General features: G+C 30.3%; 13 protein-coding genes. 1 reads left to right on the top strand and 12 read right to left on the bottom strand.

Features of this window, described 5'->3' with window-relative positions:
* Positions 1-32: 32 nt before the first annotated feature.
* From KHQ81_02315 to KHQ81_02280, 8 genes are read right to left on the bottom strand one after another with little or no spacing between them, the layout of a single operon-like run.
* On the bottom strand, positions 33-761 hold the full coding sequence (locus KHQ81_02315; GenBank protein QVK18570.1) for an ABC transporter ATP-binding protein: 729 nt from the start codon (positions 759-761) through the stop codon (positions 33-35).
* A complete protein-coding gene (locus KHQ81_02310) occupies positions 745-1,575 on the bottom strand; it encodes an ABC transporter ATP-binding protein (GenBank protein ID QVK18569.1) in 831 nt (276 codons plus the stop codon). Before KHQ81_02310 ends, KHQ81_02315 begins: the two co-directional genes overlap by 17 nt.
* Positions 1,575-2,615, bottom strand: a complete 1,041-nt coding sequence (locus tag KHQ81_02305) for a branched-chain amino acid ABC transporter permease (GenBank protein ID QVK18568.1) — start codon at positions 2,613-2,615, stop codon at positions 1,575-1,577. Before KHQ81_02305 ends, KHQ81_02310 begins: the two co-directional genes overlap by 1 nt.
* Positions 2,616-2,628: 13 nt before the next feature.
* Positions 2,629-3,525 (bottom strand): branched-chain amino acid ABC transporter permease, encoded by an 897-nt coding sequence (locus KHQ81_02300; protein QVK18567.1) that lies wholly within the window; start codon positions 3,523-3,525, stop codon positions 2,629-2,631.
* The gene (locus KHQ81_02295) at positions 3,526-4,557 is read right to left on the bottom strand and encodes a 3-oxoacyl-ACP synthase (GenBank protein QVK18566.1); all 1,032 of its coding nucleotides are present in this window, start codon (positions 4,555-4,557) and stop codon (positions 3,526-3,528) included.
* Between the two features lie 40 nt (positions 4,558-4,597).
* On the bottom strand, positions 4,598-5,506 hold the full coding sequence (locus KHQ81_02290; GenBank protein QVK18565.1) for an alpha/beta hydrolase: 909 nt from the start codon (positions 5,504-5,506) through the stop codon (positions 4,598-4,600).
* Positions 5,507-5,533: 27 nt separating this feature from the next.
* Positions 5,534-6,253 carry a 3-oxoacyl-ACP reductase FabG gene (fabG, locus tag KHQ81_02285; GenBank protein ID QVK18564.1) on the bottom strand — a complete coding sequence of 240 codons (720 nt, stop codon included), beginning with the start codon at positions 6,251-6,253 and terminating at the stop codon, positions 5,534-5,536.
* 19 nt (positions 6,254-6,272) lie between these two features.
* Complete coding sequence (locus KHQ81_02280) at positions 6,273-7,484, bottom strand: acetyl-CoA C-acetyltransferase (GenBank protein QVK18563.1); 1,212 nt, start codon at positions 7,482-7,484, stop codon at positions 6,273-6,275.
* 332 nt (positions 7,485-7,816) lie between these two features.
* On the opposite strand from KHQ81_02280, the gene KHQ81_02275 reads away from it, so the two are divergent.
* Positions 7,817-8,422 (top strand): TetR/AcrR family transcriptional regulator, encoded by a 606-nt coding sequence (locus KHQ81_02275; protein ID QVK19528.1) that lies wholly within the window; start codon positions 7,817-7,819, stop codon positions 8,420-8,422.
* Between the two features lie 99 nt (positions 8,423-8,521).
* Here the strand turns inward: KHQ81_02275 and KHQ81_02270 are convergent, their stop codons facing one another.
* From KHQ81_02270 to surE, 4 genes are all read right to left on the bottom strand, one after another.
* Positions 8,522-9,283 (bottom strand): hypothetical protein, encoded by a 762-nt coding sequence (locus KHQ81_02270; protein QVK18562.1) that lies wholly within the window; start codon positions 9,281-9,283, stop codon positions 8,522-8,524.
* A 54-nt stretch (positions 9,284-9,337) separates the two neighbouring features.
* Positions 9,338-10,282: a YitT family protein gene (locus KHQ81_02265; GenBank protein QVK18561.1), complete on the bottom strand. Its 945-nt coding sequence runs from the start codon at positions 10,280-10,282 to the stop codon at positions 9,338-9,340.
* Positions 10,283-10,554: 272 nt separating this feature from the next.
* The gene (locus tag KHQ81_02260; protein ID QVK18560.1) at positions 10,555-11,844 is read right to left on the bottom strand and encodes a glycoside hydrolase family 18 protein; all 1,290 of its coding nucleotides are present in this window, start codon (positions 11,842-11,844) and stop codon (positions 10,555-10,557) included.
* A gap of 168 nt (positions 11,845-12,012) precedes the next feature.
* Positions 12,013-12,735 (bottom strand): 5'/3'-nucleotidase SurE, encoded by a 723-nt coding sequence (gene surE, locus KHQ81_02255; protein QVK18559.1) that lies wholly within the window; start codon positions 12,733-12,735, stop codon positions 12,013-12,015.
* Between the last annotated feature and the right edge of the window lie 481 nt (positions 12,736-13,216).

Raw genomic sequence — 13,216 nt, 5'->3', positions numbered from 1 at the left:
TAACATCAGCAATTGCTAATTGTTATTGACTATTAATGACTACCTAGATAAGCTTCAACTAATTTATTATCATTAATCAAAACTTTAGCAGGGCCTTCCATTTTAACTTCTCCCACTTCAAGAACATAGGCATAATCAGATATTTTTAATGTCTGCAATGCATTCTGTTCTACAATTAATACAGTGGTCCCTTCTTTATTTATTTCTTTAATTATTTTGAATATATTTTGAACAATAATTGGCGCAAGACCTAGTGAAGGTTCATCCATTAATAATATTTTAGGTTTCGCCATTAATGCTCTACCTATCGCTAACATTTGCTGTTCTCCACCTGATAAAGTTGCTGCGATTTGTTTTTTTCTCTCTAATAGATTTGGAAAATATCGATAAACTCTCTCTAGATTATCTTTAACTTCACTTCGTTTTTTTACAGTAAAGGCACCTATTTTTAAATTTTCTTCAACTGTTAAGTCTCTAAAAATCTGTCTTCCTTCAGGTGATTGTACAATTCCTAATGAAGCGATTTTTTCCGCTGGATATTTCGTTATATCTAAATCATATAAATCAATATTTCCGCTCACTGACTCCACTAACCCTGATATCGTTTTTAATGTTGTTGTTTTACCTGCACCATTTGATCCTAGTAAAGCAACAATTTTCCCTTCTGGAACTTTTAAATTTATTCCCTTTAAAGCTTCAATACTACCATATCTTACGACTAAACTTTTTATGGAAAGAGCTATTTTATCCAATGTTACCATCATCCTTTCCAAGGTAAGCTTCTTGTACATCTTTGTTATTTTGAATTTCTTCTGCAGTACCTATCGCTAATTTTTTACCAAATGAAATTGCACATATACGATCACATATTGACATCACTAAACGCATATCATGTTCAACAAGAAGAATTGAACAGTTATATTTATCACGAATCGTTTTAATAATTTCAGCTAATTTTTCAGTCTCTAAATCGTTTAATCCAGCAGCTGGTTCATCTAATATAATTAATTTAGGATTACTCATTAACGTTCTTCCTAATTCAACTTTTTTAAGTACACCGTATGGTTGCCCTCCTACATAAGCATCTTTAATATCAGCGATTCCTAAAAACTGTAATATTTCTAAGGCCTTAGCACGTAAATTTTTTTCTTCTCTATTTGCCCACGGTAATCTTAATGCTTGAGAAAAAATACCTGTGTTAAAATTGATATGCGCTCCTATTAACAAGTTATCAACAATCGATAATTCCTTGATTAATTCTACGTTTTGAAATGTTCGAACAAGTCCTAAACGGATGACATTGTGCACTTTCAACCCAACTAAGTTAACCATTTTATTTTTATTTGTTCTGAAAATAACTTCTCCTTGATCAGAACGGTAGAATTGAGTTATGCAGTTAAAAACCGTAGTCTTTCCTGCTCCATTTGGACCAATCAAGCCAAATATTTCATTTTTCTTTATTTCTAAATTTAAATTATCAACTGCTTTTAATCCACCAAATGCAATTGAGAGATTTTTAATTTCTAGTACTGTATCTTTTTGTATTGCATCAATTTTTTTATCTACTTTAGACATTACGATCCCACCTCTGCTTCTTGAGGCTTTTTCAATATTTTTTGAAGTACTTTTTTAGATGTATCCTTAATATCTTTAAAAATATTGATTGCACCACCAGGATAAAATAAGATAATTATGATAAGGAATACCCCACTCATTACATACTGTAATCCATCAATATTCGCAATACCTGGGATTTCTTTTAACACTAGTTCTGGGAATCCAAAGACAATAAATGTTCCTAATACTGCTCCAGATAAAGATCTCATACCACCAATAATAATTATACCGATGAAATTAAGTGAAAGTAGTAAGTTCCAAGTATCAGGATAAGTATAATTGACAAAATGGTTATATAATACCCCACCTAAACTTGCATACAATGTTGCAATCCCAAATGCAGTTAATTTATATTTTAAAAGGTTAATTCCCATTGCTTGAGCAGCCGCTTCACTGCCCTTCATAGCAAGTAGTGCGCGGCCTGTTTGAGCATTGAGAAAATTATTTGACAGTATCATAATTAATACCAAAACAATTGTGATTAAGATAAAAGTATAGCTCTTATCTAGTTCTAAACCAAAGATAATCGGGTAATTCCCATTTTTACCTGAGTATCCATGTGTAAATTTATCAATATCAAATAATCGACGAATAATCTCAGATACTGCAAGTGTTGCTATCGCTAAATAATAACCTTCTATTCTCAATGAAACGAGTCCTACTAAGACACCAATAATAACTGGAACCAAAACAGAAATTAGAAGAGAGAGAAGAAAGGGTAGTTTCATATCTTCTGTAAAGTAAGCAGCCATATATGACCCTAACCCCATAAATCCAGCAGTTCCTAATGACACTAGTCCAGAAAAGCCTAATAATATAGTAAGTCCCATCGCAACAATTGAATAAAACATTACAGTCCCTAATATCGTCATCGTACTACTTTGAATAATACCGAATCCATTAAGAAGAGGTAATATAGCGATGACTGCTCCAAATATCATGTAATTGATATTTGTTTTACGATTGCTCGTATAACTGTTAATTTCTCTTGTTTTCATTTAAATACCTCCCTTAAACTTTCTTAATGATTTTCTTGCCAATAATTCCATTAGGTCTAATAACAATAAATAATAATATAAGTAGATATAAAATAGGATCAGCCCAAGAAGAATCTAACCATTCAATTCCTAGATGAGGAAGATAATATATTAAAACGTTTCTTCCTAAACTAATCACATATGCTCCAATTACAGGACCATAAAATGTTTGAAATCCACCTAAAACGCATGCTATCAAGGCGTTGACCTGTACGCCATTCATCATTGCTGTATTGACTGTTATTCGTGGAGCTAGCATTAATGCTGCAAGCGTTGATAATGCAGCACCAACAGCCCAGGCTGCTGTTGTGATATTTTTAGATGGAACACCCATCAATCTTGCAGCTGTTTCATTTGATGCGGTTACCCGTACAGCTAATCCACATTTGGTTTTTTGAAGAAACAAAACAAATAAAACCATCACAATAATTCCAATCGAAATATTTAAAATCGTGTTGTAATCAACATGAATACCTAAAATTTTCATAGACCCTTCGATAAATCTACCAAATTTTAATGGTAGGACACCAAAAATCATTGGGGATATTCCAATAAATATAATGATTAAACCTAAGGTCATTATTTCTTTATTGATTCTCGTCACTTTTTTTGAAGGTCTCATAATCGCAAAATCTATGACAATCCCAACAATAATTGCCACTAACATAGCAATAATTGCAGCAACCCATGTAGGAACCCCCCACTCCATCAAAATATAGGTAGCAATAAAAGCATTGAACATTCCAATTGCTCCTATAGAGAAGTTTTGAATAACAGATGTTCTAAATATAATGATAATTCCTAAGGCTGCTAAGGCATAAAAACTACCAGTTTCTAAACTACTAAAAAGTATTCTTAAAAAGGAATCCATTTAAATCTCTCCCCACCTTATTACATTAGCTGCCCATACATAACCAATACCAGCAGCAATCATACTAACCACCGTACCAGTTTTAACTTTTCCTTGTTCTAAAGCTAAATGTAATGATAATATTTGATCGACCTGTCCCATGTGTCCATAATTTTCTAAATAAATCGTTTGGTTTTCTCTTAAACCAAGATCTTTTAACATAGTTAAATGTTGTGAACGTTTAAAGTGTAGTATTGCTAAATATCCTAAATCATCTCTTGTTAAATTAGACTTTTTAAGTGCTTTATCAATGCACTGATACCAATTTTTAAGTGACACTTCGTTTAAACGTTCTTTCATATGAACTGGATTTAATAATTTAAGTGATTGATAGGCTTTATCAATGTTTTCACAAGTAATAGGACAATTTATTCCACCGATTTCTACACCAGCATCTCTTGATAAAGATCCATCAGCAATTATATGTGAACCTAATAATAAATTCTTATTATAATTTTTCTTTAGTATAATTGCTCCCGCTCCAGCTGATAAATTATACATCATCGACATTAATTTATCACTATAATCAACAAAATCTACATTTCGATAGCCTCCAACGACCATGACTGTCTTAATATCTTCATCTGCAATCAACATATCTTTTGCCATTTTCATCGCTGATACTGTCGTACAACAACGATTTTGTACATCAATTCCCCAAGCATTAACTGCACCAATTTTATCTTGAATATATAAAGCAGAAGTGGTTAGCGGGTATTCCTTCCACTCTTCACCCATACATAAAATGACATCAATTTCTTTCGGATCTACTCGTGTATTCTTTAAACAATCTAATGCTGCATGGACCGCCATTTCTTGGGTTCCATCATTTTCACTAGGAATTGGTTTTTTAATTATTCCTAATTTTTCAACAATAGCACTTTCTGCCCAAACACCATTTGTTTTTTCAGCAACTTCTTTTGCGGTCATATGTCTTTCAGGAATATATATCCCTGTACCTACAATCCCAACATTTATCCCTTGCATCATCATCCTCCTATCTATTGCTTTTATATTATTAGGAAATCAGTCCTTATTTCCTTCCTTCTTTTATAAATGTATTTATCACTTTTATCAATTTTTCTAATTGATCAGTTAAAGGCGAATGTCCACTGTCTTTAAATATAACTAAATCTGCGATATCGCCAAGTTGTTTTTTGGTTTCATGGGCAAAGACAGCTGGTACAACTAAATCATCTTCACCTTGTATAATTAAAATAGGAGCTTTAATAGATGTTTTACGATTATTCCCCTCACAAACACCATTAGATTCATTAGTTAAATTAAAATGTACTAATGCATAATCTACATCAATTAAGTTTCTTTGTTTTACAATCGCTTCTAAATATCTCTCATAACGAAGAGATTCTGGTTGTCGCTTATTATAAATCAATAAATTATAAATATTTCTAAAAAATTCCTTATTTTTTGTTTCTAACGCTGTGACTGCTGGTTTAACTTGAATTGGATCATTTGCAATATCTTCATATGAACTTAATAATTCAGTTAGAATTGGTTTCCCTTCAGCATCTTTTTTAAATATTGGGTAACCTTTTATACCTACTGATTCTATTAACATGACTTTTTTCACTTTTTCTTTCAAATCAGCAGCCAATTCTAAAGCAACGCCTCCACCAGTTGACCATCCAGCTATAATTAGATTATTTAGTCCTAATACTTCAATAAATAACTTAATATCATAAGCAAAATCAGCTAAGGACTCAATTGGTTTATGATAACTACTATCACCAAATCCACGCATATCTACTGCATAAATGATATAATCATCTTCTAAATTTTCCATTAAGGTATCAAAAAATATAGATGATGACATATTCCCATGAATTAATAATAGTGTCTCTCCTTTATCACCTATTTTCCTATAGGCTAATTTCTCACCATTTGACAACGATACATAAGATACAGGAATTTCTCTTAACATACCAATCTCTCCTATCTTTAAAAAAATCTATAATCTCATTCCACCATTGACATCAAGTACATGACCTGTAACATATGAAGCTTCATCACTAGCCAAGAATAATGCTGCTTTTGCGATTTCTTCTGCTTGTCCTAAACGTTTTAGCATCGTAAGTTTTGCGAATTTCTCAAGTAAATCCTGAGGTACAGTTTTCAATATGTCAGTCATTATATATCCTGGTGCGATCACATTGACCCTAACATTCGCTCCTTTGCGGGCAAATTCTTTTGCCCATGTTTTTGCTAAACCAATAACCCCAGCTTTAGTTGCTGAATAATTCGCTTGACCAATATTTCCATACTCACCAACAATTGAAGAGATATTAATGATTGACCCACTACCTTGTTCCATCATTTTTGGTCCAATTAATCTTGTTAAATTAAATACACCTTTTAAATTCACATCAATTACAAGATTCCACATATCATCAGTTATTTTATGCGTTAATGCATCTCGTGTAATTCCTGCGTTATTTACTAAGATATCAATTCTTCCGTATTTTTCACATATATCGTTAACTAGTTGTTGACAATTATCTACATCTGTAACATTTAATTTATAATACTCCACATTTTCTTGTTCAAAAGATAACTCATTCATATCTGCAGCGATTACTTTTGCTCCTTCTATCGCAAATAGTTTTGCCATTTCAGCTCCTAACCCTCGAGCTCCACCGGTCACAACCGCTATTTTCCCTTCTAATCTCATTCTCTTCACCTCATTTTTTTTATTTATTTATGTTTTTTAAAATTACTGCTGTACCCATTCCACCACCGATACATAAAGACGCAAGACCATATGAACATTCGCGTTTTTTCATTTCATGCAATAATGTAACCATAATACGATTACCACTTGCTCCTACTGGATGACCTAAGGCAATTGCGCCACCATTAACATTGGTTCTCTCTAAAATCCAATCATGAGTTACACCATAAGTATCACTTAATTCTTGAATAACACCAAGACTTTGTGATGCGAAGGCTTCATTTAATTCCATCAAATCTATATCTGTTAACGATAATCCTGTCTGTTTTAGTACCTGATTTATCGCCGGTACAGGTCCTAATCCCATTACACTAGGGTCTACTCCACTTTGACCAATACCAACTACTTCAACAAGTGGCGTTAATTGATACTTTTCAATAGCCTCTTCACTTGCTAGTAAAATCATACTAGCTCCGTCGTTAATCCCTGATGCATTTCCAGCAGTTACCGTACCCTCTTTTTTAAACACTGGTCTTAATTTAGCTAATTTTTCTAAATTTGTTTTTCTATTTGGATATTCATCTTGATTAAATATAATCGTCTCTTTACGTGTTTTTACTTCAATAGGGACAATTTCATCCTTAAATCTACTACAATCAATTGCGTTTATCGCCTTTTGTTGTGATTGATAGGCAAATCCATCTTGGGCTTCACGTGTTATTTGATATTTTTCTGCGATATTCTCTGCGGTTATCCCCATATGATACCCATTATAAACATCCGTTAAAGCATCATAGACCATATGATCTTTAATCTTCATATCACCCATTTTATAACCACTTCTTGTTTTATCTGGAATTAAAAATGGGGCTTTACTCATTGATTCAACACCGCCAGCTAAAACTAGTTGATGCAGTCCCACTTGGATATTGGCAAAGGCATTCATAACTGTTTTCATACCACTACCACAAACCATGTTTAAACTATATCCAGGAACTTCTACTGGTAGACCACTTTTAATAGCTACTTGTCTTCCAACCCCTTGACCAAGTCCTGCTGAGAGTATATTCCCTACTATAACTTCATCAATCATTGTTTTATCTAATTTTGCTTCTTCTAAAATATTTTTTACTAATGTAGCTCCTAAATCAGCTGCGTGAACATCTTTGATCGTACCAAGATAACTACCTATCGCTGTTCTTTTAGCTGCTACTATAAACACTCTGCTCATACTTACCTCCTATTTTTTTATATTATATTTTGATAAAAGCGCTTTTATAACGATTTAAAAAAATTTAAAAACAACATAATAAATATAAAATCTGTATTGCCTTTTTTGATAAAATACTTTATACTTAACGTGAAGATACTTTCACATGAAGATGTCTTCATGTTTAGTATAATTCTACATTTTTTATTTGTCAATAACTTTTTTTAATTATTTTTTTCACATACTTAACCAAATTGCTTTGATATTTCAAAAAAAGTATGATAGAATTTTTAAGGATTTAAAAATTTTTTGATGAAATTTCATACTTAATCTTAAATGTAAGGAAGTTAAAAATCATGAATTTATTAGTTAAAGAACCTAAAACAAAAAGAGGACTTAATACATTAAACCGGATTTGTGATAGTGCCCGAAAATTATTTTATGAAAAGGGATATTATAATACTTCCATTAATGATATTACGGATGGTGCTAATATTGCACCAGGCACTTTTTATATCTATTTTAATGATAAGATCAACTTATATAAATATTTATTACTTCAGTATAGCCATGACATTCGAAAAACAATTGGGGTAGCGATAGAAAAGTGTGACACCAGATATGAAAAAGAAAGAGTTGGTTTAAAAACCTTTCTAGAATATATTCGCACTCATAAAAATGCTTACCATATCATTTGGGAATCCCTTTATATTGATTATGAATTATTTAAAGAATATTATATTAATTTTGGATTACGTTACACCAAAGGCCTTTGTGTTGCTCAGCATAATAATGAAGTAAAAGACATAAACCCAACTGTACTATCGTTTATGTTAATGGGAGTCTCTAATTTTATTGGATTAAAATATGTGATTTTTGAAGATGGTAAACCATTCGATAATATTGTTGATCAAGTGATGGACATTTTAGAAAATGGTATGTTTACAAAATCAAAATAACCTTTATATGTTCTATATAAAGGTTTTTTTATATATAAAAAGGATTTAGTAATACTAAGCTATACTAAATCCTAAATAATTATTATACGTTTTTATTTACTAAAATTGAACTTTAATATGTAACATAATAACATCTTCATTTTCAATTTGAGTTTCATATGGTTTTAGTGAAGTTACATCATTTATTTGATAGATTTTATATTTTAAACCATGACTTAATACTTGAGAATCATTTAAAATTAATCCATATACAGGATACATTAGTTCAAAACAATTTGATTTACCACCAATTTTTCTTTCCCATGTATTATATATTTTATGATAATCAATTCCTAAACTCTTAAGTAATGTTTTTACTTCAGGTGCAATATTTTCTATCTTTTGATTTAATTGATTAATTGAAGATTTATTTTTTAAAATAAGATTTTCACTAAACACCTTAGTTTTATGATGATTGTAGATAATATCCCAAGGACCAATGGTAAATTTATCTTGATATTTTCTATAAGTCTTTAAGGTTCTTATGATTTCTTTAAATATTAATGTTTCATTGGTAAAATCAAATATATCAAGAAAATAAGTTTTACGTTTTTCTAATATTTGAATTACATCTAAAGGATGATTTTGATAATGGTTTCTAGAATAAGAAATCATTTTTTGTTTTTTTAGATATAATACAAGTATCATAAGAAAAATAATTGAAAGAACGACTAATATAATAATTTTATATTGAAAACTTATATCCATCAAAAAACTTCCAAAAACAAGTAGGAGAATGATAATCTCCATTATAAATAACTTGACTCTATTTTTATTTTTAATCTTGGATAATTCATTAAACAACAATTCTATTTTTTTCATTGTATCCTCCTAATCTCATTTTAAACAAAAACTTACTAGATTAACAGTATATTATTAATCTGTAATATCCCTAAATCCCAAACCAAATGTCGCGTGAATATCATTAACAGTAATAAATGCATTTGCATCTATCGACATAATATAATCCTTTAATTTAAAGAACTCTCTTTTGGTAACGACAGAACGAATGATTTCTTTCTTATCATTTGTATAAGCTCCTTTTGCTTCGTAAATGGTTGCTCCCTTTTCCAAAGAATACATTATAAATTCTTTTACTTTATCACATTCTTCACTAATTATCACTACTTCTTTTGTTTCACTAAATTTACGAAGAAGGTAATCAATAATCAACCCATTTAAAAAGATACCAAATAGTCCATAAATAAAAGAACTAAACCCATTAATAGAAAAGGCTGATATTGTGATAACTAAGTCAGATAATAAAACTGCTTTTCCTAAATCAATATGAAAGTATTTATTAAGTATTTTACCTGTAATATCAGTTCCACCTGTAGAAGCATGATGTCTAAAGACGATGGCTAATCCTGCAGCACTCATCACTGATAAAATAATTAACTGAAGTAATAAATCGTCTATTAAAGGTTCCTTTATTGGGTATATTTTTACCATTAGATAATACAGAAAATTTAACATATACCCAGAATAAACTGTTCTAACGCCAAATTTAAATCCGATAAAAATCGTCCCAAGAATATAGAGAATGGTATTTAAAATAAACATAATTCCTGATAAAGAAAATAAAAAGGAAATATTAATTGCTTGTCCAAATAAATGAATCGTTTGATATTGTTCAGGAATATGACTCGCAGCATTTTTTAAAACGATGGCTAACCCACTAACACCACCTGTAACAAAATTATTAGGCACCATAAACAGATGTATTTCAAGTGCAACTAAAAATAACCCTAGAGTAATATAGAAATAATCTTTAAATTGTTTTTTAAATTCTATATTCATTTTATTAAGTAATCCAATCATTATGTTCACCTCCGTTTTTTTAGCACCAATTTATTATATATAACCCCTTATTGTTTGTAAAGAATAATAAGGATTTATGTCAAATAATAATTTAAGTTAACGTTTACATGGTATCTCATTTATTATTAATTTGAATTATATTACATCTATTATACCATGGATTAGTTATTTTTTATATTTACATTGTATTAGTACAACTAATCATAATTAATCTCTTTTGTTTAATAAAAAAATAATACACTCCTTAATCAGCTTGGAGCGTATTATTTTATTTATATATTTTTTATGACATTAAAATTATCTTCAATTAATAACCAATTTTGTGGGAATGGTAAGCCTAATTTCCAATAACTAACCCCTCTTAATCCATATTTTTTTACCAAATCAAATTTAGCCTGAATAGATCTAGCATCTTCAAACCAAACCGTATGTTCTTTCCCTTCTTCATCTGTATAATTGAAATAAGGTGCTTGTGACTTAATATCATATTCAATTGGAACTTGATAAGTTTTTGCTAATTCAATTGCTTGTTGTGGACTAATAGCTTTTGCGTATTCTCCTCCTGGAACATAAGGTAAAGTCCAATCATAGCCATAAAGATTTTGTCCTAACAATATTTTAGATGGTGGAATTACACTAACTGCATAATCAACAACTTTTGTTACTTCATCTATTGGTGAAACTGCTCGAGGCGGTCCGCCACTATATCCCCATTCATAAGTCATCGGTATAACAAAATCAGCGATTTCACCAATTCCTTGATAATCATGTGCTTCATACCAAGGCCCTTTTTGTTCACCACTTATCTTTGGAGCTAAAGCAACACTCATTAAAAACCCTTCTTCTGATAAACGTTGTTTAGCTTTTCGTAGAAATTTTAAATAATTATCCTTTTCTTCCGGTGGTAAAAATTCCATATCAAAATGAATATCTTTAAAACCTAATTCCTTCGCAGTTTTAATTATATTATCAAGTAACTTATCTTGTAGTGCTTCATCATTTAAAATTATTTTCCCTAATTCAGCACTGAATTGTCCATTTTCTAAATTTGATATAACCATCATTAATACAGCTCGATTATCTTTAGCGATGTTGGCAAAATCATTTAAAAGTGGGGCTTTTAAAGTACCATCTCTTAAAATCTGAAAACTAAAAGGTGCTAAATAAGTTAAATTTGGTGCTGCCTCTTGCGCAGCCAAAATTAACTTAGGATTTACTTCATCTCCAAACGGTTCTATATAAGCATTAATTTCTGCTTCTCTTTTTGGTAATGGTGGAATATATATTTTTTGCCCTTCAGTCAACATTTGATTTGGTAGTATTCCATACGAGTTTACTAATTGTTGATAATTTAAACCATATAATTGTGCGATTTTAAACAGTGTATCACCAGGTTTTACATAATAAAAACTACCATCAATCGGAATGACAAGTGCTTGCCCAACAGCAAGTGTATAAGGATGAGGTATTTTATTAGCCTCTATAATCACATTAGGTGTTGTATTGTACTCTTTCGCAATTGAATTTAATGTTTCTCCTGGTTTCACAACATGAATTTGCAAGTTATCCCCTCCTAATAATTATCTCTATACTAGTGTATGTTATTCTTAATAAAAAGCGCTATATTTATCAAAAACATATGCATAGATAAAGAAAAATATATCTATTTCTACTATTTTGTTTACGTAAACATATATAAAAAATAAAAAATCACAGAATTCTGTGACTTTTTATTTCATCTTAATTTTTTCATTTAATTTTTTTACGTTTACTGAATCACCATTTCCTAATTTTAAAGGAGTAATTGAAGTATACCCATGTTTAAATGCCCATAAGTCTGTTTGTTCAATATACTCATAAGGTTTAAAAGTTCTACTAGAAACCATTTTATTTTCATTTAAAGAGTAATTAACATCAAAGCCTCTAATCGCTAAATCTGTTATCATAATTCCTTTTGATTCATTAAATCCTATTTTAGGAAAGTTAACATTTAAAAGATATTCATTCGACAACAAATCATAATCAAATACATATTTGATAACAGAATCAATTTCTTTTACTACAACATCATAATAATTCCAATCTGTTGAAAAAGCAATCGCTTTATATCCATGAAATAAAGCTTCCATTGTTGCACCGATTGTACCAGAATAAATGGTATCTATTCCAATATTAAATCCATTATTTACTCCTGAGACAACCAAATTAACATCTAATTTTAAACCATACAAAGCGAACTTAACACAATCACTTGGGGTTCCTTCAACACTCCATATCTGATTTCCATGTTCATGAATTGTTAACCCTCTATCTACTGTAATTGAACTAGAGGCACCACTTTGTCCTAAATGTGGACCAACAACATAAACATTTCCTATTTTTCTAAAAGCATTCGCTAAAATCTCAATTCCTTTAGATTGATATCCATCATCATTAACAACTAAAATATTCATTTTAATCTCCTTCTAAAACAATATATACTAGTATAACATGTATCATTTTAATTATAAAGGCTGTTTACAAATCATGTTTATATACCTTTTTCCTCATTCATACACTAGTTTATATCGAACAGTAAATTCTATTAATTTCTGCATTCTAATAGTTTTCCCTAAAACTACAATTCCATAATCACCAGTTTGAATCTGGTCGGGACCTCCATATTAATAATACTGAGTTTATTTCTTAGAAATGAACTCTTTACTTTTATAAGGATATTTGGACCTTTTATAGGTCCATTTTTTTAATAAAATAGTGTTTTTTCAAATTTGAATACGCTTAAAGCATCCTCTAGAACGTGCCAGATTTGAACTTGTGTTATGTAACAAAATAAAATGGCTTTATTTAGGCGTATAGACAACTTTTAACGAAATTGGTGTAATAAAAAAGCCTGCATCTATGCAGTCTTAAGGAAGGGGATGTGCGAGCTTGTGC

The organism is Mycoplasmatota bacterium (assembly GCA_018394295.1).
Lineage (GTDB): Bacteria > Bacillota_I > Bacilli_A > Haloplasmatales > Haloplasmataceae > JAENYC01.
The sequence above is the reverse complement of the archived record's forward strand: the minus strand, read 5'-3'. Positions and strand labels throughout refer to the sequence as shown.